The organism is Gemmatimonadales bacterium (genome assembly GCA_019637315.1).
Lineage (GTDB): Bacteria > Gemmatimonadota > Gemmatimonadetes > Gemmatimonadales > GWC2-71-9 > SHZU01.
On record JAHBVU010000001.1, the window covers coordinates 344,883 to 370,330 of the forward strand.

Below are 25,448 nucleotides of genomic sequence, written 5' to 3' on the forward strand. Positions count from 1 at the left end.
CGGGAATCCGTACTGAGAGCGACGGGACGGGGCCGCAAATATGGCCCGGGGATCGCGGTTTCGTCCATTGCCGACTTGTGCATCCGCCCACCGGCGGCCAAAATCAAGTCACTCGCGAGGGGTATCGCCTCGGTGGCACCCAAACTGCTCGATGCGGAACGTACTATGCGGCCTCTGACTCGAACTGCGCTTGCGCTCACCGTTGGCCTTGCGGTCGGTGGTGCCATCGGGTTTGGGGTCGGCGAGTACCGGCAACGCACCAAGGCAACCGCAGTAACGACGGCGCAGGTCTTCAATCACGTCTTCAACACCATCCGGGCCGATTTCGTCGATTCGTTGTCCGATGCCGAGCTGTACACCAAGGCGGCGCAAGGCATTGTCAGCACCCTGGGCGACCCCTACTCGGCGTTTCTCGGCCCGGCCGACTACCGGGCCTATCGCGACATGCTGCGGGGGCAGGGCAACACGTACGGCGTCTCGATGCAAATGGGCCTGACCGGGCTTCGGATCACCTCGGTCTCGCCCAACACAGCAGCAGAGCGAGCTGGTCTGGTGGTCGGCGACTACGTCGAGCTCGTTCGTGGCGCGTCGCCAGTGGGCTGGACGCCGGCCGACATCGCGACGGCGCTCAGGGCGGACAGCACAACCCTTCGGCTGCTGGTTCGGGCGCCGGCCGACAGCGTCGGGAGCGAGGTCGAACTGGCGGCGGAGTCTGCGCGGCTACCGGCCGTCGGGCCGGTGGTTCGTCTCAGCGACTCGGTGGGGTACCTTGCGCTGCGTACGGTATCGGACCGGGCCGGCAAGGAGCTCGAAGACGCACTCGATGCTCTCGACCCGGCGACGCTGCGCGGGCTGGTGCTCGATCTCCGCGGCAACACCGGGGGGCGTCTCGACCAGGCCATTGCCATTGCCAACACGTTCCTCGACCCGGGCCAGCGAATCGGCGAGGTGGCGAAGCGGCGACTCCGCTGGGGCTATGAGTCGCGCGATCCGGCTCGGTATCCGACCCTGCAGCTCGTCCTGCTGGTCGATCGGCGTACCGCCAGCTCGGCCGAGATCGTGGCGGCCGCGCTGCGGGACAACGAACGCGCAACCCTGGTGGGCGAGCGGACCTTCGGCAAGGGCCTGATCCAGACCACCATATCGTTAGGCGATAGCATCGGACTCCGCCTCACGACCGGCCGTTGGCAGGGTCCCGGCGGTCGACTGATTGCCGGGGGCCTGACGCCCGATTCCGCCGTGGTCCAGAGCGAATGGGAAAGGTCGCTTCGACGGTCGCTGGCCGGCCGGTCGGCCGTGGTCAGCGATGTTCTCGAGGGGCTGGTCCGACGCCGGATCAAAGCCGGCATCGGACCTGAGGCCGTCTCGCTCAGCCGGACCGAGCAGGACGAGATCCGGGCCCGGATCCGCCAGGTCGGCCTGCCGCTGTCCCGGCAAACCATCCGGGCCCATCTGCCCATCTTTGAGCGCGAGGTCGCCCGCCAACTCGCGGGCGCCAGTCGCGACCCGCAGCTTGCGATTCGTTATGCCCTGCTGGCCGACCCGGTTGTCACGGCGGGGATGGCAGTTCTTCGGTAACCGTTTCCACCTGAAACATAGCTCGCGATGCGACCGTAGGCCGCCTCAGTCCCGAGCCCCCCTGAACTCACCGACTCGCGAGGTGGCGCGTGTTGTATTGGCAGGATATCCGGTACGCCGTCCGAACACTCCAAAAATCTCCCTGGTTCACGGCTCTCACGGTGGCTGTGCTGGGTGGCGGTCTTGGGATCGCGATCTTCACGTTTTCGTTCCTCTACACGGCCATGGTTCGGCCCCTCCCGGTCGAGGGTGGGGGGTCGATCGTCCGGGTTCAATTCGAGTCTGACGGTCGCACCCGAGGTGTCGATGCGGCCGACCTGGTGGCGATCCGTTCGCAACTGACCTCGGTAGACCAGCTCGGCGCGTTTGTGACCCGGGAGCTGGTGGTCGGCGAGGGTGACAGCCGCCAGGTGATCGCGGCAACCGCAACCGAATGGAACCTGTTCGACCTGACGCGGACCCCGCCGGCTCGAGGCCGAGCGTTACAGCCGAGTGATCATGACCCGGGGGCTGAGCCGGTTGCGGTCCTGAGCGATTGGACCTGGCGGACGGTGTTTGGGGCGGATCCTGACATGCTTGACAGTCAGGTTCGTCTCAACGGCGTCCCGACCAGAGTCGTAGGCATCGCGCCGCCCGGTTTCGGATTTCCGGTGGCGACTCGGGCCTGGGTGCCGCTGGAGAGTGAGCTGCTGCGCGGCACGGTGGCCAATGGTCGCCTGCTCGACGTGTATGCGAAGCTGGCACCAGGCGGTACACCCGCGGCCCTCGAGGCGGAACTGGCGGTGGTCGTAGCTCGGGTCCAGGCTGATCGTCCGGATCGTGCCGCGTTGCCGCCGTCGCTGCCGTTGGTTCGGTCGTTTCCGATGGCCCAGATGGGTAGCGAAGGTCCGTTGTTCTATGTCATCCTGCACCTGCTCGCGGGCATGATTCTGCTCCTGGCCTGTACCAACGTGATCAACCTGCTGCTGGCGCGCGCCAACGAACGGGTTCGTGAGACGGCGGTTCGGTTGGCGCTCGGTGCGCCTCGCGGACGCCTAATCGTTCAAAGCATGTGGGAAACGGTCCTCCTCTGTGTGGTTGGGGGTGTCCTTGCCACGGGTGTCGCGGCGTTAGGCTTGACGGTAGTGAACGATTGGGCCCATGCCCGGCTCGTGGGCAACCTGGCCTTCTGGTGGGTCTGGGCGCCAGACCTCACGACCCTCGCGGCCGCCGGGGTGCTGGTGACGGCGGTGATTGCCCTTTTGGGCACCGTCGTGGCTGGTCGGGTGACCAGTACGCGCCTCAATGCCGTGCTGCAGGATGGCACGATTTCGGGTGGGTCTCGGCGCGAGGGACGGGTGGCGCGCTACCTCGTCATCGGGCAGATCGCGACCGTATCCTCCCTGCTCTTCTTCGGACTGATGTCGGGTCTCGTCGCGAGCCGGGTCGTTAACGTCGACTTCGGCTACGATACTGAGCGCCTGGTACAGACCTGGGTCGATGACCGGGATGTCCCGATCGAAGCTCGTCCGATGTTCCGTCGGTCGTTGCTCGACCTTCTCGAGCAGCAGTCAGAGGCCGAGGCGCCCGTGTTCCGTGCCGACCTGGCCGACATGACGGCGCCAGCGGGCAAGTTCATGATCCGTGGCCAGGAAGGGGCGCGGGCCGAGGATCTGCCACGGGCCTTCGTTCGAGCGGTCCAGGGTGCGCACCCGACCGCTGGGGTCGACGTGCTCATGGGTCGGGGTTTCGACGCGCGTGACAGCGAAGCAGGAGTTGCGGTTGCCATCGTCAGCCAGGCGGTCGCAGCGCAATGGTGGCCAGGCCGGTCGCCGATCGGAGAGGAAATCCGGCTCACGGGACTGGCCGACTCGCTGGTCTGGCGCACCGTCGTCGGTGTGGCACGGGACATTCCGATGGGGAACTTCCTGGCGCGAAACCGCAGCTCACTGGCCGTGTACCTGCCGCTCGAGCAGGCCGACGCGCCGTATCCGACCCTCGCGTTCCGACACGTTGGTGGAGAAGCTGCTGCGCACGCAGCCCTGCATCGCGCCGTCACGACGCTGGATCCCACCCGGATGCCTGCATCCCTCCAGGGAATGGATGACGTCATCGAGAAGACCACGGCGCTGACTCGTGGGACGGCAATACTCTTCGGTACGTGCTTTGGCTTTGCAATGCTCCTCGCGGCGAGTGGCATCTACGGTCTGGCCGCGCGATCGATTGGACAGCGAACGCGGGAAATCGGGGTTCGGCGGGCGGTCGGAGCGGATGATCGTCGCATCCTGGCCCTGTTGCTGGGCCAGAGCGCGCGCCAGCTAGGCATCGGGGCGGTTCTCGCGCTGCCGCTCCTGCTGGGGACGGCCTGGCTCTTTGCGCGGACGCTTCCGATCGGCTTGGTCGAAGGAGCTCTGGCGGCGATTGGTGTTGCGGTGGCCATCGCGGGGGTCGTGTTGGCAGCCACCTGGATCCCGGCGCGTCGGGCGGTCCGGATCGAGCCTCGTGACGCCCTGTGGCAAGGGTAGCGGTACGCTCTCGTTCTCGGAGCGGCGGGCGACAGAGAATCGCCCGCCGCCGCGAACCTCAGCCAATCAGCGTGGCTTTCAGTGTCATCGGTACAGCCGACAGGGCGCGAGACACGATACAGTTGACCTTGGTGGCTTCGGCGAGTTGCTGGAACTTATCGTTCGACAGACCGGGCACCTCGGCCTCGGTGACGAGGTCGATGCCGGTAATGGCGAACCCGCCGTCGACCTGACCCAGGTGCACCACCGCGTTGGTGTCGATCCGCTTGGCCGTGTGCCCGGCCTTGGAAATTCCGACCGAAAGGGCCATCGAGAAGCAGCCGGCGTGGGCCGCGCCGAGTAGCTCCTCGGGATTGGTGCCGGGGCTGGCCTCGAATCGAGTTCCAAACGAATACTCGCCTTCGAAAGCTCCGCTGCCGAGCTTGACCTTGCCGGAGCCGGAGCGGAGGTCGCCTTCCCAGCGTGCCGATGCTTTTCTGTCCATGTAAACCTCGATCGTGGATGGTCGCGGTCCCGATGGGCACCGCCTGGTGTTCGCTCCAACCTAATCGCGATTGCCCCGTGCTGGGCATGGCGGCCGATCGTTGGCGCGACTGGCCGCCGATCGCATCCACGCCCTCCCGGGTTCTTCCCGGTCCATGTTCCCCCGGTTCGAAACCGACTGTTCGGCCTAGGGCAATTGCTAGAACGAGTGGCAATCTGCCAACTGAGACTTCTTTCTTAGCAAACTCTTCGGGGTCAGCTAGCGGGTCAAGTGACCGACTTTCGGCCACTTAGGGGGTAGCCGTGCTGTGGACCGCGACTGGCGCGCGGTCTGCCTCATGGGAGTCCTGCCTGTGGCTGCCTGGGGCGTGGGTCTGGCGGCGCCAGGATCCGACGTTTCCGAATCAGAGGCAGCGGTTTCTCTGGGTGGGTTGGCCGCAGCGCGTCGACTCCGAGAGGGGGCGAGCCTGGTAACCGTGTCCCGAGCTATCAGTGAAGGACGTTGATGCGTGTTCTGATCGCCGACGATGATGCGATTTCCCGGACCGTGCTGCAGCGAACCCTGACGCAGCTCGGCCATGAGGTCGTCGCGGTCGAGGACGGCCCGTCCGCCATCGTCCACCTCCTCGAGCCAGACGGTCCTCGGCTGGCCGTGCTCGATTGGATGATGCCGGGGGCAGACGGTCTGACGGTCTGCCGGGCGGTCCGACAGCGGGCCGCGCCATACGTGTATACGATCGTGTTGACAGCACGAGACGCCCGGCAGGACATGGTCGAGGCGCTCGAGGCCGGGGCTGACGACTTCCTCACCAAGCCGCTCGATCCGGCGGAACTCACGGCCCGGATGCGGGCGGGTGTGCGGGTCGTCGAACTCCAGGAGCGCCTGCTCGAAATTCAGGAAGGACTCCGGATCCAGGCGACCCGGGACGACCTGACCGGGCTGGACAATCGCCGAGTGGTACTCGACCATCTCGAGCGCGAGCTGCGACGAGGGCGTCACGAGCAGCGACCGGTCGCGGTGGCTCTGACGGATATCGACAACTTCAAGGCAATCAACGATCGCTACGGGCATCCCGCGGGAGACGTCGTGCTCAAGCGGGTGGCCGAGGCGTTGCGCCGCGAAGTCCGCGAGTATGACGCGGTCGGTCGGTATGGCGGTGAGGAATTTCTCTTCGTCCTGCCCGGATGTGATGGCGAAACCGGCCTGGTAGCTGCGGAGAGGATCCGGGCGCGCGTTGCCGCAACGACGGCGGTGTGGGAAGGCGTGGAGTTACCGGTAACCGTGAGCGTCGGATTGGCTTGGGCCGCTCCGGGAACCGGCAAGGTGGCCGATCTGATTGCCGCGGCGGATGGTGCGCTCTATCGAGCCAAGGCGGGGGGCCGGAACCGGGTCGAATCCTGACCCCCTGACCGATCAACCGGGCTGGCTGGCGATCCTTTCGAGCCGGCGATCCATGATGAACGGACCAAACGGAACCACCGCAGCAGCGATGCCTGCGAAAGCGACGCCTTTCGGCAGCGGAATCCGCTGAATACCAACCAGAAACGTCACGACCAGCGCGACGAACAGCAGCCCGTGGATCGATCCCACGAGGCTGACTGCCCCCGGCATGTCGGCGAAGTATTTGAGCGGCATGGCGATGCCGAACAAGGCGAGGGTGGAGACTCCCTCGACCAGGCTCAGCACCCGCAGACCCTTCAGAAACGATCGATCGATCACTGCTATGTCCTCCTGTGCTCGCCGGCTCAAAGGCCCGGCGGAATGGGCTTGTGGAGATGAACGGGATCACGCGCAGGTTTGCGCAGCTTGAGATTGATTATTTCGACGAACACCGAGAATGCCATCGCAAAGTAGATGTACCCCTTCGGGATATGCTGATCGAACCCCTCGGCTACCAGCGTCATGCCGATCAGGAGCAGAAAGCTCAGCGCCAGCATCTTGACCGTCGGATGGCGATCCACGAAATCGCTGATCGGCGTGGCAAACAGAATCATGAAGATGACGGCGATGATCACGGCCGTGACCATGACCCAGAGCTGTTCGACCATGCCGACAGCCGTAATCACTGAATCGAGCGAGAAGACGACGTCGAGCAGCAGAATCTGAAAGATGACGGTGGCGAACGACGGATAGGCCGGCGTCTTCGATTCCGTGGTTGCACCTTCGAGCTTGCTGTGAATCTCATGGGTGCTCTTGGCCAGCAGGAAGAGCCCTCCCAGGATCAGAATCAGATCACGACCTGAGATCTCCTCGGTGAAGACGGCAAAGAGCGGAGTCGTGAGTTGAATGATCCAGGAAATCGAGAAGAGCAGGCCGATGCGCGTGATCATCGCGAGCATCAGGCCGATCTGCCGTGCCCGTTTCTGCTGATGGGACGGCAGCTTGGCGCTCAGGATGGAGATGAAGACGATATTGTCGATCCCCAGGACCACCTCGAGTACCGTCAGGGTCGCCAGGGCAATCCAGATCTGCGGATCCGCCAGCCATTCCATGGTCTACCAGTCCGTCGGTTCGTAGTCTTTGAGGAACTTGCCCCAGATGTGGTGCCCCGTATTGAAGCCGACGATGATCGGATCGACGATTCGAGCGGCGCCATCGACAATGTCGAGCGGCGGGTGGAAACGGTGCTCCGCGGTCTTGCGTGCCGCGATCTCGACGGGATCCTCGTCGGTCACCCAGCCGGTGTCGACGCTGTTCATGTGGATTCCGTCGTTGAAGTAGTCGGTGGCCGAGGTTCGCGTCATCATATTGAGCGCCGCCTTGGCCATGTTGGTATGCGGATGCCGAGTCGTCTTGAAACGGCGATAGAACTGACCTTCGACTGCCGAGACGTTGACGATGTGTTTGTCACGCTCGCTGGTACGGAGCATCAGGGGCTTGAGCCGGGCGTTCAGAATGAACGGCGCAATGGCGTTGACCAGCTGGACCTCGATCAGCTCGACCGAAGGAACATCCGCCAGGAGCATTCGCCACGAGTTGTGGCTGCGGAGGTCGATTTGTTGCAGGTCCTGATCGAAATGCCCCTCGGGAAACAGATGGCGCTGCGCATCGATCTCGTCGGGGAGGAGCGGAACCTGGGACAGCGCGGCGGCGTGCAACAGACCGGTGGCTGCCTGGGTGACGGCATCGACGTCCGACGACCCCGAGTGCTCGGCCAGGAGTCGGTGGCTGCGTAGGCCCTCGTAGCCGCCCAGCAGCTTTCTGGCCGGGGTCGGCAGCGCAGAAGCGGCTGCCGTTTCCTGATCCATCATGTGCTGGTAGAACGCCGGCGGCCGCCGCACCGTCTGGCAGGCATTGTTGACGATGAAGTCCAGCCGATCCTGCGTCGCCAGCAGGTGATGGCAGAATGCCTCGACGCTCGGCGTGTGCCGCAGGTCGAGGCCGAAGATCTCGAGTCGATCCTTCCAGGCTTCGAAATCCGGTTCTGCTGCATATCGAGCGGCGGAGTCTCGCGGAAATCGCGTCGTGACGATCAGGTGCGCACCAGAGCGCAGCAGTTTGATGCCTGCCTGATAGCCGATCTTGACACGCCCTCCTGTGAGAAGGGCCACGCGGCCGTTCAGGTTCGCCAGCTCGGTCCGCTTCCGGAAGTTGAGCTCTGCGCAGCGCGGGCAGAGCTGGTCGTAGAAGTGATGGACCTCGATGAAGCGAACCTTGCAGGTATAGCAGTGTCGATCGTCGAGCTGATCCTGCTGGGTCGTGCCTGTCTTGGATTCTCCCCCCGTGTCCTCGGCGTCGTCCGCCTGACTCGGCGGAAAGACGTTGGGGGTCGTGAAGATCTTTTCTCGGCGCAGCTTCCGGATCCCGGTGGACGACAGCGCCTGCTCCTCGCGCGCCACCCGGGCCGCTTTCCGCTGCCGGCGCGACGCTTTGACGAGTTGCCGACGAACCAGGGCGTCGGGTCGGGAGAGCCGCCCGGCGGCGCCCAGGAGTCTGATCTTCAGGTCGGCCGGGATCCCGGCGAGGAGGCCGCGATCGTCAACGAGCTCTTCCAGGAGATCCGCTGAGGCCTCCAGGCGGGCCAGCAGGGCTGGGTCGAGGATGGACGGAGGTTGGGCTGAGTCAGAGGGGCTCGACATGGGGGCGCAACATATCAGGGACTGCGGGGCGAGCAAGTCTCCCTGCGTCTGTCGGGTGACTGATCGATTTGCGTCAGGGAGGCGTCAGGGCCTGGACCTCCTCGGAGGTCAGGCCGTAGATCGGCGGGGTTGGAACCCCCAGGATACCAAGCATGAGGTAAAGCTGGCCACGGTGATGGGCCTCGTGTTCCAAGTGGGCTCGGAGCCACTTCCACACCGTGATGGGCGTACCGGCCGGGGTCAGGCACTTCTCGGTCATCCGGTCGGCAGGGAGCGCCGCGAAGAGCGCCCGTGACTCGTCGTGAAGGCGATCGTAGTACGCCCGGGCCTCGTGATAGGAACGCCCCAGCGCCGGGTCGTGGCCGGGATATCGGCTGGGTCGGCCGTGGACCGTTTCGCCGTACATGTACCGTTCTATCCCAGCGAGATGGCGAATCAGATCGCCGAACGACCAGCGGCCGGCCGCCGGGCGCCAGTCGATTTGGTCGGGCGGAATCACGTCGACGAGTCGCCGGGTCCGGCCGTGAACGCTGTCCAGGTGCGTCAGAAAGGTGGGCAGATCCATCGGTTGGGTCAGGACCCGACTGGCTGTCGGGCTCCGCTTGGTGTGTACACCTCGACGGCCAGCGTGAAGGTGCGTTCGTCGGTGCCCTGCAGTGCGCCCACCCCCACGACATGGCGGCCGATCTCTTCGCCCTTGGCGTTGCGAATGGTGAGCAGGACCGAGTACTCCCACGCCTCCCCGACCTCAGGATGGCGAATAGTGCCCTCGACCTGGAGCGCGGAGAAGGCCGGTTCCACCTTGCCACCTGCGCCGGAGCGGAGGTGGTGGCGGCACGCCGGGCAGACGCTCGCGCTCTCGAGGATCGAGGTTCGGCAATGGGGGCAGGTGCGCGTGGCCCCAGGAGTACCCGGCCGAGCGCTCATTTCCCGGCGTTATCCCACCCGAACTCGGCCTGTCCGCGCATCCGGGATCCGGCAGCGACGGTGAGGGAGCCGGCTTTGAGGTCGCCGGTCAGCACGCCGGTCTGCAGCAGTTCGACCCGGGTGGCGTCCTCGATATTGCCCTCGACTTCGCCGGCGACGATCACGGTATGAGCGCGGATAGCACCGGTCAGCTTGGCACCCTGTTCGATGGTCAGGTTGCCCTGGACATTGACGTCGCCCTTGAAGCGGCCGGCGATCCGGATATGGCCGGTACCCTCGATCTTACCCTCGATCGTCAGCTCCGCTGCAATCAGGGATTCTTTCATTTCTCGCTCCGGGGCTTTTCGCCCCACCTCGAAGTTGGTCGACGGGAGGGTGACACGATTGGCTTCAGCGTCCTTGGCGGTCGCGGGCTCCGGGATCGGCGCAGCGTCCTTTTTGACGATAACCGGGTCCTTTTCTTTTTCTTTCCAGATGGCCATGGTGTGAAGCTCCTGTGAGTACCGACGCCCCTGACGGCCGGAAGGAGGCGGCCGCAGCGGTGATCGATGGGACGGTGATGATCGCTACTACCCGGAACTCGAAGGAGGCTCGCCCGGGTCGAGCCGGGTCCGGCGCGCAAAGCGCCAACCCCGAAGACCGGGTGACGTCCGACCCGGTCCACGTCTGCACATCTCCGCGAGAACGACTGTCGAAATCCTGGGCGCTCTCCCCCGATCGGCTACGTCGCGAATCTGACGGCTGCCCGGTCCTAGTACCCCGCTGCCCGGTCGACGACGTTGAGGAGCGGCTCACCCGCAGCGAAGCGTCGGAGGTTCTCGCGGTAGAGGGCGGCGCCTCGCTCCACCGTCAGCTCTCCGCGCGACGCCATATGGGGCGTGATGATGACGTTGGCCTGCTTCCAGAGCGGATGATCACTCGGGAGCGGCTCTGGATCAGTCACGTCGAGCCCGGCGCCGGCCAGGCGCCCCGAGCGCAAGGCCTCTAGCATGGGCCCGGTTTCGACCACCTTGCCGCGGGCAATATTGATGAGATAGCTGCCCGGCTTCATCGCGGCAAAGGCTGCCCCGTTGATCATATACTCCGTTTCAGGCGTCAGCGGGACCGCCAGCGCAATCACGTCAGCTTCGGGAAGCATGGCGAGCAGCTCGTTAGGCTTGCCGACCCGTTCGACGAAGGCCGGCGCCGGATCATCGCTCCGCCGGGTGCCGATGACCCGCATGCCGAAGCCCGCGCCGCGGCGCGCGATTTCCGTTCCGATGCCTCCCAGGCCGACCACCAGCAGCGTGCGACCCTGCAGGGCAACCCGGGGCAACCCGACGCTCTCGTCACGCACCCACTGCCCAGTCTTCTGAGCCTCCAGGTAAGTCGGCAGGTTCCGGGTCAGGCTCAGCAGCATCGCGAAGACGTGGTCGGCAATGGCTGGCCCGTGAACGGCGCGCGAGTTGGTGACCACGATGCGATCGGATTCGGCGCCGAGCTGGATCAGGAGCTGCTCGACGCCGGCACTGGTGGTGTGGACCCAGGCGAGGTTCTTGGCAGCCGCAACGAACTCCGGACGGGCGTAGAACGCATCGATGCCATGCGCCTCCTCGGCCCGGCTGAGTGCCTCCTCCCGTGAAAGCCCGATCACGACGCGAACGCCAGGGCCGAGTCCCGTCGTGTCGCCGAGGCGGTCCTGAGCGCCGGCGGGTACGAACACGGTGAGTGGAGGCGCACCGGCGCTTCGTTCGATGGCGACCCTGCTGTTCCGGGTCGAGCCAAGTTCCTCCGCCGTCGAGCGAACATCGGCGGTGGCATTCCGCCGCCCGGCGGTGGGCTCAGGTGCCTTTGACGCAACGCTGCAGCTCGTCCCAACCGCTCCCGCGAGGCAGACGAACAGCAACCAGGATGTGGCGCGTGAGCGCGCGGCAGGAGTTGGCATGGAGAGACTCGTGACGGTGGAGTGGTAACGACGGACGCTCTCATCGCAAGATACGATAAAGCACGCTTGCAGGGGAGCGGCGCAAGCCGGATCGTTGACGGGGTCGGCCTGCACCCCGAACTTTGGCCGCATCCAGGCCGCTCCGATTCTACCACTCAATGACGTTGGTCCCTATGACGAAACGTTCTCTGCTCCCCATGGTTGCGGCGTTGCTGGTTGTCGGCCCGCCGGCCGCCTCGGCCCAACCTGACGCCAGCAGTCTGGCGCCACCGCCATCGTTCACCGATCCGGACCGGGTGGCCAAGCTGTCTCAGGCGTTTCCGGCCATCGACCGCCTGATGCGGGACTTTGCCCAGCGGTCGCGGGTGCCTGGTATTGCCTACGGCATCGTCATCGACGGACAGCTTGCCCATCGCGGTACGGCCGGCTTTCGCGAACTCGGTTCGCGAGCGCCAGTCGATTCGGCAAGCGTGTTCCGGATCGCGTCGATGTCGAAGAGCTTCACGGCACTCGCGATTCTGCAGCTGCGTGACGAAGGGAAGCTGGGACTCGACGATCCGGCCGAACGCTACGTGCCTGAGCTGGCGACGTTGCGCTATCCGACGACCGATTCACCCAAGATCACGATTCGTCATCTGCTCTCGCATTCCGAAGGGTTCCCGGAAGACAACCCCTGGGGTGATCAGCAGCTGGCGATCAGCGACGAGGAAATGAACCGGCTGATGCGGAGCGGGATACCGTTCTCGACCGCGCCGGGTACGGCCTACGAGTACTCGAACTACGGCTATGCCATACTGGGGCGGATCGTCGCCAACGTTTCGGGTATGCCGTTCGCGCGCTACCTGGACCAGCGGATCCTTGCGCCGCTCGGGATGACCGTCACCACGATGGAGGCGCGCACGGTGGCGGCCTCCCGACTGGCGCACGGTTATCGGTGGCAGGACACCACCTGGCTCGAGGAAGCGCAGCTGTCGGATGGAGCATTCGGTCCGATGGGTGGCATGCTGACGTCGATCGATGATCTGAGCCGCTGGGTAGGCTTCATGCTCGATGCCTGGCCACCGCGGGACGGCGTGGAGCGCGGGCCGGTGCGCCGAGCCTCGGTTCGGGAGATGCAGCAGGTGGCGCGTTACAACGGGGCCTCGGCGGTGCGCGACCCCGCGACGGGTGCGGTCACCCTGAGTGCGGGCGGATATGGGTATGGTCTGGGTGTTCGGCAGACGTGCCAGGTGCCGTCCAACGTATCGCACAGCGGCGGGTTGCCAGGCTTCGGCTCGATCATGCAGTGGTTGCCTGACTATGGGGTCGGGATCGTGACGCTCGGGAATCTGACCTATACCGGGTGGCGGGGGCCGGTCGAGCAGGCGTTCGAGCTGCTGGGCAAGACGGGCGGTCTGGTGCGGCGGGTGCCGCAGCCGGCGCCAGTGCTGGTGCAGGCCAGGGAGCAGGTGACCCGTCTGGTCCAGCGCTGGTCGGAGCCATTGGCTGACAGCATTGCTGCGATGAATCTCTACCTGGACGAGCCGAAGCCTCGCCGGCGGGCGGCAATCGAGCGGGTTCGCGCCGAGGTCGGCGGCAGCTGCCGTCCCGAAGGACCTTTCGAAGTCGAGAATGCGCTGCGGGGCCGCTGGCGACTGCGCTGCGCGACGGGCGATCTGCGTGTCTCGATTACGCTGGCGCCGACCGAGCCGGCCAAGGTGCAGCATCTCGACGTGCGCACCATGGCTCGGGACGAGTCGCTCGCCGCGCCGCCGGCCTGCCGGTAGCAGCGCAGCGGAGAATCACACGGTCGGCGGCGAGCCCTCTGCGCCGCCGACCGCCTTCTTGGATGCCAGCGGCAGCAGGGGCAGTCCGACCAGGACCACCGCGATACCCAGTAGCGAGCCAATCCCGGCGTAGAGTACGCTCGAGTAGACCATCCAGGCCGCAGCGGCGGCGAAGAGCAGCGGCGGAAGCGGGTACAGCGGCATCCGGTAGGGCAGCGGCACCCCGCGCTGGCGGAAGACGATCACCGAGATCGCCACCAGGAACAGGAAGAACCAGAAGACCGGGGCCGTATACGCTACCATCGCCTCGAAACCGCTGCGCGTCGCGGCGCCGAACACCACCAGACCGATCGCGATGGCTGTCTGCAGCAGGATCGCGTTGGCAGGCTTGTCGCCCTGTTCGTCCCAGATGCCGAGGCGCCGAATCAGGGACACGTCCCGACCAAGCGCGTAGTATGCTCTGGCTCCGGTAAACACTGTGGCATTGAGAGTGCTGAGCGCACAGATGCAGACCGAGAGGCTGAAGAGCATGGCGCCGATGTCGCCCGCCAATCGTCGAATCAGCTCGGCGCCAACGGTATCGGTCGCACGAAGCTGCTCCAGTCCCAGAGTCCGCAGGTAGCCATAGTTGGCGGCGAGATAAAGCGCCACGACGACGGCGGTACCCAGGCCCAGGGCGCGGATCATGTTTCGCTGAACGTCCTTCATCTCGCCTGACAGGTAGGCCACTTCGTTCCATCCGCCGTAGGTGAGCAGCACGAACACCATGGCCAACCCGACGGCTCCGCCCCCAGCCGGTGGCTCTGTGGCTGGTGCCGCAGGTACCGTGAACCCTGCGGCGACGACGATGCCAAGCGCCGTGACCGCCAGCACGGTCAGGCCGAGTTGTACTCGGGTGCTGGGTCGGGTGCCGGCAAGATTGACTGCCGTTATGATCGCGATGGCCAGCAGCGCGTGAATGGCGCTGCCGAACTCGCCGAGCGGCAGGATCCGGGAGGCGTAGTCGCCGTAGACGAATGCAACGGCCGCAATCGCCCCGGTTTGGATCACAGTGCCTCTGCTCCAGGCGAACAGCACCCCGATTCGCGCGCCGAAGGCAGATCTGAGAAAGTGGTACTCGCCGCCCGCGTTCGGCCAGGCGCTTCCCAACTCGGCGTAGCAGAGGGCGCCGACCAGCATGATCAGGCCACCGGCCAGCCACACCGCCATGAACGCTGCATCGTTTGGCACGTTGGCCGCAACCAGCGACGGAGTCCGAAAGATTCCGATGCCGATCACGATACCGATCAGGAAGGAAGCACCGGCCCCGATCGACAGGGTTTGGCGCGGACCGCTCGTCTGGGTCTGGTCAGCCACGATCTGCTCGCTTGGGAGGGGAGTCGGGAAGCAGCGTGTCGGCACCGCTTCCCGGGCAGGAACATCGAATCCTTTGTGGAATCAGGAGCCTCGTTCGGCACGCCAGGGACGACCACCGGCACCCTGGACTGCGGCGATTCGGTCGCCGCTAACGCGACCAACATAGCTATGCCGGCCATCGGGCCCGTCGATCACGAAGCGAATCTCGTCGCCACGCAGCGCCGCTTCCTGAAGACGGAAGTTGGACTCGCCGATCTTGGCCGTACCCTCGATGATCTGGTACTGCTGCGTCAGCTCGATCGTGTAGGTGCGGGGGCCATCGGTCACGTTCCACTTGCCGCCGACTTTGGCCGGAACGATCCACAGGTACGCATTGCGTCCGTCGACGATATCATGACGGTCCGGGCGCCAGTCGCCCATGTCGAATGCGTGCGAGGCGAGTCGGGTGCCCGGCTTGAGATCGAGCAGGATCGGTCGGAGCTTGATGTTCAGGCTGGGCAACAGGTACATCGTAATGACGGTTGCCTTGCTGAGATCCGTCTCAAACAGGTTCTGCTGGTGAAACGTGACGCGATCGCCGACACCGGAGGTGCGGAGATTCTCCTGTGCCTCGCTGATCCGCTGCGGATCGAGGTCAACGCCCATACCCCGGGCCCCGTGCCGCTTCGCAGCCGCGATGGGAATCCGGCCGTCTCCCGATCCCAAGTCGATCACGAAATCGCTCTTCGTCACCTTGGCCATGTCGAGCATCCGTTCCACGACCTGGTTCGGCGTGGGCACGAAGTGGACATCGAGGTTGGGCGGATCCTGCGCATGAGCTGGCGCGGCGGCCAGAGCCATCGTGGCGAGCGTGGCAAGTGAACCGGCAACAGTGCGAGTCAGCATGGGGACCGTTCTCCTCTGGGAAATGGTCAGGCAGCGCCGTCAGGGCGCAAATCCGGTTCGGGCGCAGCAGGCGACGGTTGCTTCCGATCGCCGACCACCGCTCGACGGACTCGATCGGTGATGGCGTGGGCCGCGACGTACACAGCAGGAACCACGAGCAGCGTCAGTGCCGAAGCAACGATGATACCCCCGACCATGGCCACGGCAAGCGGCTGCATCAGCTCGGTCCCCTGGCCGATGCCGATGGCAAGCGGCAACATGCCGAGGCTGCTGGTAAAGGTCGTCATCAAAATGGGGCGCAGGCGCACCACCCCGGCTTCGACGACGGCGTCCTCGGTCGAAAGGCCGCCATCGCGCTTGCCGATCTCGACGTACTCGACCAGGAGGATGGCGTTGTTTACGACGATGCCGGCAAGCAGGATAACACCGAGCAGCACCGGGGCGCTGAGGGTCGTGCCCGTCAGAAGCAGCGCCGCGCCGACCCCAACCAGCGCCAGCGGGACGGAGACGAGAATGACCAGCGGGTTGACCAGGCTTTCATACTGCACGGCCATCACGACGAACACCAGGAAGATGGCCAGCACGATGACAATGGCGAGGTTGCGGTTATTCTCCCGAATCGCCTCCTCCTCGCCGCCGTAGAGGATGGCGAAACCCTCAGGCAGTGCCACGTCGGCCAGGCGGGCACGAATCTCCGTGCTGACCTGGCTGATATTGGTGAGCGAGGTGTTGACGTCGCCTTGGACCTGAATCTGCCGGTTCTGGTTCTCGCGAATGATCGTGGTTGGTCCGGTCCCGATGCTGATCGAGGCAACGTCGCGGAGGTAGATCGGCCGGTCGCGGCCCGAGAAGAGTGCAATGGCACCCAGATCCTCGGCGCTGGTGAACTGCTCCCGCGGCAAACGCACCCGGACGTCATACTCGTAGTTGCCCTCGGCATACCGGGTCGGAATGGCGCCTTCGAGGGCGGTTCGCACGCTCTGTCCGACCGCCGCGACATTGAGTCCGAGATCCGCGGTGCGGTCGCGGTCGATCCGGATCGCGAGCTGGGGGCTCGCTTCCTCGGTAGACATTTGGATGCCCTCGAGACCGCGGATGCCCTGCATCCGACCCATGACCTCCGCGCCGATCCGCTGCAGCGTCGCGAGGTCATTGCCCTGGATGGCAACTGCGGCATCCGTACCGGAGCGGTTGGTGCGCAGTCCGCGAATTCGCGGTGGCCGGACCCCGATACGGGCGCCGGGAATGCCCAGCGCGTCGATATCCCGCTGGAACTCGGCCACCCAGTCTGAGGCGCTCACCCCGGGTCGGTTCGGTGCCGGGGTCAACTGGATGTTGATCGAGCCGCGACCGCCGCGCTCCGAGGTGCTGCTGCCGAAGAGGAAGCCACCGGCGGTGGCAAAGACATCCTGGACGTGCGGTCGCTCGGCCACCATCGACTCGAGTTGCCGGACGACTGCATCGGTGCGCTCAGGAGGTGTTCCCGGCGGCATCGAGATCCAGACTCCCACCGTTCCGTCGTCGACGACCGGGAGAAACTCGCTCGGCAGCCGGTTGACCAGCACCAGGGTTCCAGCCAGGACGGCGAACGACCCGCCAACGACCCAGCCTCGGCGGCGCAGCGTCGCGCGGGACAGCGTGCGGTACTTGCTGCTGAGACCGGTGATCGCGCGATTGAAGGCGAGGATCGGGCGGGAACGGTCCAAGCCGGTGCTCCAGCGGACCTTGGCAAGCTGCGCAGTCAGCATCGGCACCACCGTGAGTGCCACCGGCAGCGACACGGCGATGGCAAACGTGACTGTCAGGATCAGTTCCCTGAAGATCAGCGCGGCGAGGCCGGTAATCATCAGGAACGGCACTACGGCTGCGATGTTGGTGGTGGTAGACGCGGTGACGGCCGAGGTCACTTCGCCGGCGCCGTGGTGGGCGGCGGTTTCCGGGTCCTTCCCCATGCCACGATGCCGGAAGACGTTCTCGAGCATCACGATCGCGTTGTCGAGCAGCAGCCCGACGCCCAGGGCCAGACCTCCCATGCTCATGATGTTGAGGGTGAGCCCGGTGGCGCCCATCAGTGCCAGCGTAGCGAGAATGGCAATGGGAATCGAGACGCCGATGATCAGCGTCTTGCGAATGCTGCCGAGAAAGAGGAGCACGACGAGCATTGCCAGCAGTGACCCGGCAAGGGCAGCGATCGTCACGCTAGCAATTGCATTCTCGATGAAGAACGACTGATCTGCGACGACCCGGTAGGCAACGTCGTCCGGGATGAACCGGGACGCGGCCAGCTGCTCGAGCTTAGTCCCGACGCCCGCGGCGACTTCGACGGTATTTGCCTCCGGCAACTTGCGCACCGAGAGCTTGACGGCCGGCACGCCGTTGAGACGGCTCCAGAGGCGCTGCTCCCGGTTGGTGTCTGAGACGGCCGCCAGGTCCGACAGCGGCAGCCGCTGGGAGGTTCCCGGCCGGTTGATCAGCAGACGACGAATGTCGTCGACCGATCGGAACTTGCCGGCCGTCTTCCCGACCACCTCGAACTGGGGTGATGTCAGACTTCCCGCCGCAACGTCCTGATTCTCATCGCGCAGGGTCGACAGGACATCGGTGACGGTGAATCCGTACGAGCGCAGCCGTTCCTGATCGAGGGTGACCCGGATCTCGCGAATCAGGCCGCCCGAAATGTCGACCGAGCCGACGCCCTCGACGGTCAGCAGCTGAGGCAGCAGTTGCAGATCGACCCACCGCCGCAATTCGACCTGGCTCATGCTGCCGCTACTGAAGCCGACTTCGTATACCGGCATCTGCGACGGGTCGGACTTGTTGATCGACGGTGGCTGCACGTCGATCGGCAAGCGGGACCGGGCACGGTCGAGATTCTTCGACGCATCCTGCAGCGCGAAGTTCATGTCGGTGCCGTATCGGAAGTGAAGCCCGACTTCCGTGCGCCCTTCCTGGGTTTCCGATTCCAGCCGAATCAGATTCTCGGTCGTAGCGAGCGCGGTCTCCAGCACCTTGGTGACCTGCTCCTCCATCACCTCGGGCGCTATGCCCGGATACTGGACGTTGACGCGAACCTGCGGATAGACGATCTGAGGCAGCAGGTCGATCGGCAGGCGTCGGCTCATGAAGAGGCCGAGGACGACGACGACCGCAGCAAGCGCGAGGGTGCCGATCGGACGCCTGATCGCGAGACTCGGGAGAGTCGAACGGCGCTCGCTCATGGGGAGTCCATCCGAACGACGGAGATCGAGTCGCGGACCGGCAGTCCGGCGGTGACGCGGACTTCGGCGCCAGGCCGAAGATTGAGTTGGCCGGAGGTGACGACGAGTTCACCCGGGGCGAGACCCTCGAGGACTTCGACGACACCGGCGGAGGTCATGCCCGTCACGATGGGACGGCGCTGCAGTGTGTCGTTCTCGACAACGAATACGAAGTTGCCGCTGGAGGTGGCGCCGATGGCGCCGGCTGGTACAGCCAGGATGCCGCTGCGCCGCTCGACGCTGAACTCGGCGCGCGCCAGAAAGCCTGGCTGAATGCGAACAGACGGCGGAGGACGAGCGAGTCCGACTTCAACGGGGACGAGCCGGGTTGCCGGGTCGGCGCTCGGGAAGACCCGGCGGACCCATCCCCGCAGGCGTGCTCCGGGCTGGGCATCGAGGCGGACCGATACCGAATCGTTGTCAGCGACGTGCACGACATCGAGTTCCGACATCTGCACTCGAACGACCAGCAGCGCATCGTCAGCAATGTCGAAGAGCCGCTGATTGGTGGATACGGCGCTGCCGGTTTCCACGGCTTTGCTCGTGATGACACCCGCACTCGGTGCGGTAACCCGACTGAACTCGAGCCTGGTTTCCCAAAGCTTGACATCGCTGGTTGCAGTTGCGAACGCCGCCCGGGCCTGCTCGAACTCGGCATCCGTGATGATGCCCGCCTTCTGCATCGCTTCGCTGCGTTCGAACGCCGTCAGCGCATTGGCGAGAACCGCCCTGGCTCGTTCGAGCTGAGCGACGGTTTCCCGCGCGTCGAGCTCAGCAAGCAGCTGGCCGGGCCGGACCCGGTCCCCCTCGGTCACCCGAACGGCGAGTATGGTTCCGGACGCCTGGCTGTTGACACCGATGACCCGGATCGGTTCGACGGGGCCGGTGAGGGTGACCGTGCGGGAAAGATTCTGGCGCTCAGCGGGCACCACCGCGACCGCAGTGGCCGGTCGGCGATTGCGGCCCTGTTCGCCGGTGCTCGAGGAGCAGCCCGCCAGCGCCGCACTTGAAGCAAACAGCAGGGCACTGAGCGGCCCGTAGTGCGAGGGGAAGAAAGCCATATAACCCCTACGCATTACGGGCCACCGACGTTGAGCCTAGTCGTCGGTATTGCTGGGAACGCCCTCGATGACAAAAACGACCCGCCGATTGGCTTCAGCACCGGGCATACTACCGTAGGCGCCGTCGACCAGTTGGCGGGTCTTACCCATCCCGACTGCCCGCAGGGTTACACCCGAGACACCAGCCTGCTCCAGATAGGCCCGGACGTTATCAGCCCGCTGCTGGGAGAGCCGTCGGTTGTAGGCGACGGTGCCTGCCGGATCGGCAAAGCCCTCGATCGTGACGATGGACCCGGAGTAGTGGCGAGAGACTACCTGTGCGAAGCGGTCCAGTGCCGCGCGATCAGCCGGGCGGACCGTCGCGTCATCGAAGGCAAACCGAATCGGGAAGGCGAACTGCATCCCGCCTTCCATAGCGATGATGCGGGCCCCAAGGGAATCGCGGAGCACTCGGAGATCCTGCTGCAGCGTCGTGACGTCGCGCTTGACGCCGTCGACATCGGTGCGGACGCTGGCGATCTGGCCGGAGAGGTCACGGCGCACCGTTTCGTCGCCCGCGGTCCACCCCGCACGGCTGGTGTCCGCCGCAGCCTGGACCTGGCGATTGACGTACCCTTTGGTTGCGCAGCCACTCACCGATGCCATGAGAAGCGCAGCGCCCGTGAACTTCGCGATCGTCATCATCTGGAGTCCCCCATCAGGTTGATACGTTCATCCCCCGAGCCAGTCGGGGGTCGATGCTCGAAATGCCGCACCATGACGTGCTGTCTGAGTGAGAGACGAACGAGGGCGCTCGAGGTTGACGTGACCAGGATCCGCCACAGAGTGGTGAAGGACATTCGGTCGGCAGATTTCGCCGCCGCCGGGGCGGGTCAGCAGTACGGGCGAGCGATGAAGATGTGGCGTTCCCAAGGGTCGACCGACGTCTCGACGGAAAGGCCGGTAGCTTCGAACCAACCCTGCCACTGCGCCAGTGAGAAGACGCCCTCGACGTGCTGGTCGTGCTCGACGGAGACGCTGCCATCGGCGTGGCGCAGGAGAAAGGCGTAGTCGACGAGGTAGGTGCTGTCGTTAGGGTCCGGATCCGAACACCAGGCCAGGTAGCGAAGGCCCCGACCATCGGGTCCGTCAGCGCCGCCGGATTCGAGGCCCTCGGCGAACGTTTCACGCAGGTAGTCTGGCACGACGGCGATGATGCCACCCGTGCGGCAGTGGAGAGCCGCAGTACCGAGCGCGGCCAGGACGGCGTCCGGCGTCGTGGCGTACATGATGGCGTCGTGCACCAGGACGACATCGAAGCGCCGGTCGAGCCTCAGTGTCTGCATATCGCCGACGATGTGCTCGGCCCCGGGATTCACGACCTGGCTCACGGCCAGCATGGCTGGGGCCCGATCTGTCAGGGTCAGCGCGAAATGGGGCGCGAGATGCGAGGCCAGGCTGCCGCCCCCGGCACCCAGCTCGAGCAGGGTCGGGCGGTGATGCCCTGGTCCCGGGCCAATTCGGCCGAGCAGGTCCTCGGCCTCTTCGGCATAGTCGGCTGGCGGCGAGAACAGGGGCCACCAGTCGGCCAAATCATCGTAGAAGCGGGGCTGGTTTGGCATGGGCGGAGTATGGCCAGACGAGCCGAACCGTTCAACAACCCCGTGGACTGCACCTGGAGCGTTTTCGATCAGGATGCGTTGGTTCGAAATCAGGGCACGCTTTATGCGTCTAATCTTACGTTATGTGGGGAGCAATTAATGTTAAATAGAGCGCCATTTACAATAAATGGACTCTTGTTTAGCTTATACCAATTGCTTTTTAACAATCTGACCTGTCGGAGCAACCTTCCATGAGCCTGCGTGACTTCCTCGAAATTCCGTATGACGAGCTCGAGGAAATCAACCTCCAAGCCAAGGCTGAACGGCTTGATCTGGTCGACCCGGATGTGATCCGCGAACAGCGGATCAAGTATTTGAGTGATGAGAAGCGTATCAAGGCAGTGACCGTCTGCTTCGCAGACCTCGAAGGTCGCCTTCATATGCTCGACTACGACAAGAAGTTTCTGATCAAGTCGTACGACAATCTGACCTTCGACGGGTCGTCGGTTCGGGGTTTTTCTGCGCAGCAGGAGTCTGACCTTCGCTTGAGCATCGACTGGCCGGCCTTCTACTGGCTGCCGTCTGATGTGTTCGGGCCGGGGAAAACACTTGTCTTCGGCGATGTGCTCGAGAAGGATGGCACACCATACCCCGCGGACATCCGTTCCCGGCTCAAGAGTTATCTCAAGACGCTTCGGGAAACCGAGGGCTACACCTGCAATGTGGCCCCCGAGATCGAGGGCTTCCTCTTCAAGGGGCGAGACGCCGAGCGCCGGTACCATGAGACGGGCCGGTTCGAGTACGTCTCGACGGGTGGCTATTATCACTCGCTTCCGGGCGATGCGCTGCGCACGTTCATCGACACTGTGGCAGAGTCGCAGCGGGCGCTCGGTTTTGGCAATGAGAAAGATCACCCCGAGGTGGCGCCGTCGCAGTTCGAGGTCAACTACGGCTACACCGAGGCCAGCATCGCAGCCGACCAGGTGCTGCTGTATAAGCTGGTCTGCCGTCAGGTGGCGTCCCGGCTCGATATGACCGCGAGCTTCCTGCCCAAGCCGGTCACCGGCGTCAACGGGTCGGGCATGCACACCAACATGTCGATCAACAAGAACGGCAAGAACCTCTTCTACGACAAGAAAGGCCAGGACTTCCTGTCGGAGTTCGGCTGGAGCTTCATCGATCGGATTCTGTCGAGTGGGCAGGAGCTCTGCCTTCTCCTCAATCCGAGCGTCAACGCCTATCGACGCCTCGATCCGCACTACGAAGCGCCGAATCAGATCAAGGCGTCCGCGGTGGACCGTGGCTCGATGGTTCGGATTCCGATCGGTAACGAGAAGTCGGCCCGCGTCGAGGTGCGCTCGATTGCGCCCGACGCGAACCCCTATATGGTACTCTATTCGCTCCTCAGGACGGGGCTCGAGGGGCCGATCGAGGATTCTGGCGACAAGAAGCGGGATCGGACCAAGTTCCTGCCCGACAACATTTACGACGGGATCCGGCTGTTCAAGAGCTCCAAGTACGCGGCCGATCTGCTGACGGAGTCGGTTCACAAGAAATATGCAGATCTCAAGCTTGCCTCGGCGGAGCGTTGCCCCAAGGCGTTGGGCTCACTGATCAAGATTCCGGAGATTCAGTTCCACCACGAGGTTACCAATCAGTATCTCTGGTCGAAGTTCTGAGCGGGGGCCGCCGGGTTCACCGGCGGCGGGATCTGAGAAGAAGGGGGCGAATTCCGGTTCGCCCCCTTATTCTTTTTCGCGCATCGTGCGGCGGGGCGATTCCTTCCTGCGCCATGTCCGCGCGAGACGCCTCGGCCTTCGCCTTCGTGAGATCATGACCGACTCGGAAGCTCTGATTGCCCGCTTGAAGGAGCTGGAGCGCGCCTCCCGCCCGCTCAATCCCGGAACGGGGCGTCGCCGTGCGGCGCGGGCCGCAGTTACGGCCGCGGGTGATCGCTATCTCCGGTCGATCGAGCACCTGCCGGCGTTCGAAAGCCACCAGGGTGATGGCCTCCTCCACGCGCCCATTGGTGAGCATGGCCTCGAGTTTCGAGAGCTGATGCCCCTGGTGGAGCAGGAGATGCTTCGGTCCGGTGGTAATACGGCGGGGCCAGGGTTTCTGGGATACATTCCGGGCGGCGGGATCTACTATTCGGCGTTAGGCGACTACCTGGCGGCGGTGTCCAACAAGTACTCCGGCGTCTTTTTCGGCAGTCCAGGAGCTGTTCGCGCCGAGAACATGGTGTTGCGCTGGGTCGCGGACGAACTCGGTTTTCCGCCGGAAGCGGCGGGTAATCTGACTTCCGGCGGCAGCATCGCCAACCTGATCGCGGTGGTCACGGCGCGTGAAGCTCACGCGATCGGTGCCGCCTCAGTGAGCTCGCAGGTTGTGTATCTGACGTCGCAGGCGCACCACTCGCTCGACAAGGCGCTCCGGATTGCCGGCCTCGGTGAGGTCGTGGTGCGTCGGATTCCGATCGATGCCGCGTTTCGGATGCGGGCCGACCTGCTCGCCGACCAGATTGTCGCCGATCGGGCCGCGGGGCTCCGCCCCTGGCTCATCCTTGGGGCGGCGGGAACTACCGATACCGGTGCGGTCGATCCGCTCGATCAGCTGGCGGACATTGCGGCGCGTGAGCGATGCTGGTTTCACGTCGACGGTGCTTACGGCGGCTTCTTTGTTCTGACCGAATCCGGCAAGCGAAAGCTGCGTGGCATCGAGCGGGCCGATTCTGTGGTGCTGGACCCGCACAAAAGTCTCTTCCTGCCCTACGGCTCGGGCATCGTCCTGGTTCGCGATCCGGAGCCGATGCGTCGGGCGCATCAGGGTGATGGGGCGTATATGCAGGACATTCCTGACGACCTCACAGAGACCTCGCCGTCCGATGTGTCTCCTGAGTTGACGCGGCCCTTTCGGGGCCTGCGGATCTGGTTGCCGCTCAAGCTGCTTGGCGTCAAGCCGTTCCGGGCTGCGCTGGACGAGAAGCTGCTGCTGGCCCGGTACTTCTATGCCCGGGTCGCCGAACTGGGTTTCGAGGTCGGTCCGCCCCCCGATCTTTCGCTGGTGACCTTCCGGTGGGCGCCCCCGGGGCTGACGCTCGAGGAAACCAACGCCTTGAATCGCCGCATCGTCGAGTGGCTGCGCACCGACGGGCGGGTCTTCCTGTCATCCACCATGATCGACGGGCGTTACACGCTGCGGATGGCGATTCTGTCCTTCCGAACCCATCGGCGCACCGTCGACGTGGCGCTGCGGGCGTTGGGTGAGGCGGTCAGCGCGCTGCCGCAAGGCTGAGCAGGTACCCGAACAGGTTGTCACCGAGCCGGGTTGGCGTGGCTTTCGCATCGTAGTGGTCGAAGCGGGTGCAGGCGACCACCACGTGTCCGGTTCCGAAGGCGGCCTCGACGATCACGGCGTTGCGACTCAGCCTGGCGTGACGTGCGAGGACCTTCCATTCGCGCGCCGGCTCGGTCAACGAACAGTTGCCGACAAAGGCCCCGTTCGATTCGGCAAAGTCAGCGAGCTTGTCGCCGGAAATCCCGGCGAAAATGGGGTGCTTGCGGTTGGTGATGCGCGCCTCGACCGTGTGTTCGCCCGCGAAAATCTCGTACGGTGCCCAGCCTCGGGAGAAACCGTCTACTCTCGGATTGATGACCAGGAGCACACCGCCGTTCTGGACATACGCCTTGAACGCCGGGCCGTTCAGGTCCTGAAGTCGGAACAGGTTGTCAATCACGATCAGGTCGTAGCGGCCCAGGTCGGCCCCAGCGATGGAGCTTGGGATCGTGTCGAATGGGGTCTGCCGATGCGCCAGGATCGTCGCACCGAACGAGCCCATCCCGGTGGCCTGGATGATGCCCACTCGCGGTGCCGTTTGGGCGGCGGAGGGACCTGGTCCGGCCAGCAGGAGCAACAGGACGAAAATCGGGCCGAAGCGAGGCATGGCGTCTCCGCAGAACGGGTGCCGGGAATCTGCGGGGCCGGGGTCGGGTCGCAAGGGGTGCGACCTTGCTGCCAAGGTGATAGTGTCTAACGTTAGGAATCCGG

The 25,448-nt window shown here is 64.8% G+C and carries 21 protein-coding genes; 6 read left to right on the forward strand and 15 right to left on the reverse strand.

Annotated features, from left to right (window positions below; genetic code table 11):
- Positions 1-165: 165 nt before the first annotated feature.
- Both KF785_01495 and KF785_01500 read left to right on the forward strand, forming a co-directional pair.
- Positions 166-1,578, forward strand: coding sequence for a PDZ domain-containing protein (locus KF785_01495; protein ID MBX3145417.1), 1,413 nt, complete (start codon positions 166-168; stop codon positions 1,576-1,578).
- An 89-nt stretch (positions 1,579-1,667) separates the two neighbouring features.
- The gene (locus tag KF785_01500; GenBank protein ID MBX3145418.1) at positions 1,668-4,082 is read left to right on the forward strand and encodes an ABC transporter permease; all 2,415 of its coding nucleotides are present in this window, start codon (positions 1,668-1,670) and stop codon (positions 4,080-4,082) included.
- 58 nt (positions 4,083-4,140) lie between these two features.
- Here the strand turns inward: KF785_01500 and KF785_01505 are convergent, their stop codons facing one another.
- Positions 4,141-4,566, reverse strand: a complete 426-nt coding sequence (locus tag KF785_01505) for an OsmC family protein (GenBank protein MBX3145419.1) — start codon at positions 4,564-4,566, stop codon at positions 4,141-4,143.
- A 504-nt stretch (positions 4,567-5,070) separates the two neighbouring features.
- On the opposite strand from KF785_01505, the gene KF785_01510 reads away from it, so the two are divergent.
- Complete coding sequence (locus KF785_01510; protein MBX3145420.1) at positions 5,071-5,967, forward strand: diguanylate cyclase; 897 nt, start codon at positions 5,071-5,073, stop codon at positions 5,965-5,967.
- Between the two features lie 12 nt (positions 5,968-5,979).
- Here KF785_01510 and KF785_01515 read toward each other — a convergent pair whose 3' ends face one another.
- The 7 genes from KF785_01515 to KF785_01545 all read right to left on the reverse strand — a co-directional run bounded on the left by KF785_01515 (position 5,980) and on the right by KF785_01545 (position 11,496).
- Positions 5,980-6,285: a DUF3817 domain-containing protein gene (locus tag KF785_01515; protein ID MBX3145421.1), complete on the reverse strand. Its 306-nt coding sequence runs from the start codon at positions 6,283-6,285 to the stop codon at positions 5,980-5,982.
- A gap of 26 nt (positions 6,286-6,311) precedes the next feature.
- The gene (locus KF785_01520) at positions 6,312-7,058 is read right to left on the reverse strand and encodes a TerC family protein (protein ID MBX3145422.1); all 747 of its coding nucleotides are present in this window, start codon (positions 7,056-7,058) and stop codon (positions 6,312-6,314) included.
- A gap of 3 nt (positions 7,059-7,061) precedes the next feature.
- Entirely contained in the window at positions 7,062-8,645 is a 1,584-nt protein-coding gene (locus KF785_01525; GenBank protein ID MBX3145423.1) for an SDR family oxidoreductase, read from the reverse strand.
- A gap of 73 nt (positions 8,646-8,718) precedes the next feature.
- Positions 8,719-9,210: a DinB family protein gene (locus KF785_01530; protein ID MBX3145424.1), complete on the reverse strand. Its 492-nt coding sequence runs from the start codon at positions 9,208-9,210 to the stop codon at positions 8,719-8,721.
- Positions 9,211-9,218: 8 nt separating this feature from the next.
- Positions 9,219-9,572 (reverse strand): hypothetical protein, encoded by a 354-nt coding sequence (locus KF785_01535; GenBank protein ID MBX3145425.1) that lies wholly within the window; start codon positions 9,570-9,572, stop codon positions 9,219-9,221.
- Entirely contained in the window at positions 9,569-10,054 is a 486-nt protein-coding gene (locus KF785_01540) for a polymer-forming cytoskeletal protein (GenBank protein MBX3145426.1), read from the reverse strand. The genes KF785_01535 and KF785_01540 overlap by 4 nt, the downstream gene beginning before the upstream one ends.
- Positions 10,055-10,323: 269 nt before the next feature.
- Positions 10,324-11,496 (reverse strand): D-2-hydroxyacid dehydrogenase, encoded by a 1,173-nt coding sequence (locus tag KF785_01545; GenBank protein MBX3145427.1) that lies wholly within the window; start codon positions 11,494-11,496, stop codon positions 10,324-10,326.
- A gap of 173 nt (positions 11,497-11,669) precedes the next feature.
- On the opposite strand from KF785_01545, the gene KF785_01550 reads away from it, so the two are divergent.
- Positions 11,670-13,262 (forward strand): beta-lactamase family protein, encoded by a 1,593-nt coding sequence (locus KF785_01550; GenBank protein ID MBX3145428.1) that lies wholly within the window; start codon positions 11,670-11,672, stop codon positions 13,260-13,262.
- Between the two features lie 15 nt (positions 13,263-13,277).
- Here the strand turns inward: KF785_01550 and KF785_01555 are convergent, their stop codons facing one another.
- The 6 genes from KF785_01555 to KF785_01580 all read right to left on the reverse strand — a co-directional run bounded on the left by KF785_01555 (position 13,278) and on the right by KF785_01580 (position 21,422).
- On the reverse strand, positions 13,278-14,618 hold the full coding sequence (locus tag KF785_01555) for an APC family permease (protein MBX3145429.1): 1,341 nt from the start codon (positions 14,616-14,618) through the stop codon (positions 13,278-13,280).
- Positions 14,619-14,699: 81 nt separating this feature from the next.
- On the reverse strand, positions 14,700-15,503 hold the full coding sequence (locus KF785_01560; protein MBX3145430.1) for a class I SAM-dependent methyltransferase: 804 nt from the start codon (positions 15,501-15,503) through the stop codon (positions 14,700-14,702).
- 26 nt (positions 15,504-15,529) lie between these two features.
- A complete protein-coding gene (locus tag KF785_01565) occupies positions 15,530-18,721 on the reverse strand; it encodes an efflux RND transporter permease subunit (GenBank protein MBX3145431.1) in 3,192 nt (1,063 codons plus the stop codon).
- Positions 18,718-19,821, reverse strand: a complete 1,104-nt coding sequence (locus tag KF785_01570; GenBank protein MBX3145432.1) for an efflux RND transporter periplasmic adaptor subunit — start codon at positions 19,819-19,821, stop codon at positions 18,718-18,720. The genes KF785_01565 and KF785_01570 overlap by 4 nt, the downstream gene beginning before the upstream one ends.
- A gap of 36 nt (positions 19,822-19,857) precedes the next feature.
- Complete coding sequence (locus KF785_01575) at positions 19,858-20,505, reverse strand: OmpA family protein (GenBank protein MBX3145433.1); 648 nt, start codon at positions 20,503-20,505, stop codon at positions 19,858-19,860.
- 188 nt (positions 20,506-20,693) lie between these two features.
- A complete protein-coding gene (locus tag KF785_01580; GenBank protein MBX3145434.1) occupies positions 20,694-21,422 on the reverse strand; it encodes a class I SAM-dependent methyltransferase in 729 nt (242 codons plus the stop codon).
- A gap of 230 nt (positions 21,423-21,652) precedes the next feature.
- Between KF785_01580 and KF785_01585 the strand changes: the two genes are divergently transcribed.
- Both KF785_01585 and KF785_01590 read left to right on the forward strand, forming a co-directional pair.
- Positions 21,653-23,080 carry a glutamine synthetase gene (locus KF785_01585; protein MBX3145435.1) on the forward strand — a complete coding sequence of 476 codons (1,428 nt, stop codon included), beginning with the start codon at positions 21,653-21,655 and terminating at the stop codon, positions 23,078-23,080.
- A gap of 154 nt (positions 23,081-23,234) precedes the next feature.
- Entirely contained in the window at positions 23,235-24,695 is a 1,461-nt protein-coding gene (locus tag KF785_01590) for a hypothetical protein (GenBank protein ID MBX3145436.1), read from the forward strand.
- Here the strand turns inward: KF785_01590 and KF785_01595 are convergent.
- A complete protein-coding gene (locus tag KF785_01595; GenBank protein MBX3145437.1) occupies positions 24,673-25,344 on the reverse strand; it encodes a hypothetical protein in 672 nt (223 codons plus the stop codon). The genes KF785_01590 and KF785_01595 overlap by 23 nt on opposite strands.
- Positions 25,345-25,448: the final 104 nt, after the last annotated feature.

Excerpts from the sequence above, each read along its gene's own strand:
- KF785_01530 (MBX3145424.1), bottom strand. The coding sequence starts at position 9,210 with ATGGATCTGCCCACCTTTCTGACGCACCTGGACAGCGTTCACGGCCGG.
- KF785_01570 (MBX3145432.1), bottom strand. The coding sequence starts at position 19,821 with ATGGCTTTCTTCCCCTCGCACTACGGGCCGCTCAGTGCCCTGCTGTTT.
- KF785_01535 (MBX3145425.1), bottom strand. The coding sequence starts at position 9,572 with ATGAGCGCTCGGCCGGGTACTCCTGGGGCCACGCGCACCTGCCCCCAT.
- KF785_01545 (MBX3145427.1), bottom strand. The coding sequence starts at position 11,496 with ATGCCAACTCCTGCCGCGCGCTCACGCGCCACATCCTGGTTGCTGTTC.
- KF785_01540 (MBX3145426.1), bottom strand. The coding sequence starts at position 10,054 with ATGGCCATCTGGAAAGAAAAAGAAAAGGACCCGGTTATCGTCAAAAAG.
- KF785_01575 (MBX3145433.1), bottom strand. The coding sequence starts at position 20,505 with ATGATGACGATCGCGAAGTTCACGGGCGCTGCGCTTCTCATGGCATCG.
- KF785_01525 (MBX3145423.1), bottom strand. The coding sequence starts at position 8,645 with ATGTCGAGCCCCTCTGACTCAGCCCAACCTCCGTCCATCCTCGACCCA.
- KF785_01510 (MBX3145420.1), top strand. The coding sequence starts at position 5,071 with ATGCGTGTTCTGATCGCCGACGATGATGCGATTTCCCGGACCGTGCTG.
- KF785_01505 (MBX3145419.1), bottom strand. The coding sequence starts at position 4,566 with ATGGACAGAAAAGCATCGGCACGCTGGGAAGGCGACCTCCGCTCCGGC.
- KF785_01560 (MBX3145430.1), bottom strand. The coding sequence starts at position 15,503 with ATGCTGACTCGCACTGTTGCCGGTTCACTTGCCACGCTCGCCACGATG.
- KF785_01585 (MBX3145435.1), top strand. The coding sequence starts at position 21,653 with ATGAGCCTGCGTGACTTCCTCGAAATTCCGTATGACGAGCTCGAGGAA.
- KF785_01565 (MBX3145431.1), bottom strand. The coding sequence starts at position 18,721 with ATGAGCGAGCGCCGTTCGACTCTCCCGAGTCTCGCGATCAGGCGTCCG.
- KF785_01595 (MBX3145437.1), bottom strand. The coding sequence starts at position 25,344 with ATGCCTCGCTTCGGCCCGATTTTCGTCCTGTTGCTCCTGCTGGCCGGA.
- KF785_01495 (MBX3145417.1), top strand. The coding sequence starts at position 166 with ATGCGGCCTCTGACTCGAACTGCGCTTGCGCTCACCGTTGGCCTTGCG.
- KF785_01520 (MBX3145422.1), bottom strand. The coding sequence starts at position 7,058 with ATGGAATGGCTGGCGGATCCGCAGATCTGGATTGCCCTGGCGACCCTG.
- KF785_01550 (MBX3145428.1), top strand. The coding sequence starts at position 11,670 with ATGACGAAACGTTCTCTGCTCCCCATGGTTGCGGCGTTGCTGGTTGTC.
- KF785_01590 (MBX3145436.1), top strand. The coding sequence starts at position 23,235 with ATGACCGACTCGGAAGCTCTGATTGCCCGCTTGAAGGAGCTGGAGCGC.
- KF785_01580 (MBX3145434.1), bottom strand. The coding sequence starts at position 21,422 with ATGCCAAACCAGCCCCGCTTCTACGATGATTTGGCCGACTGGTGGCCC.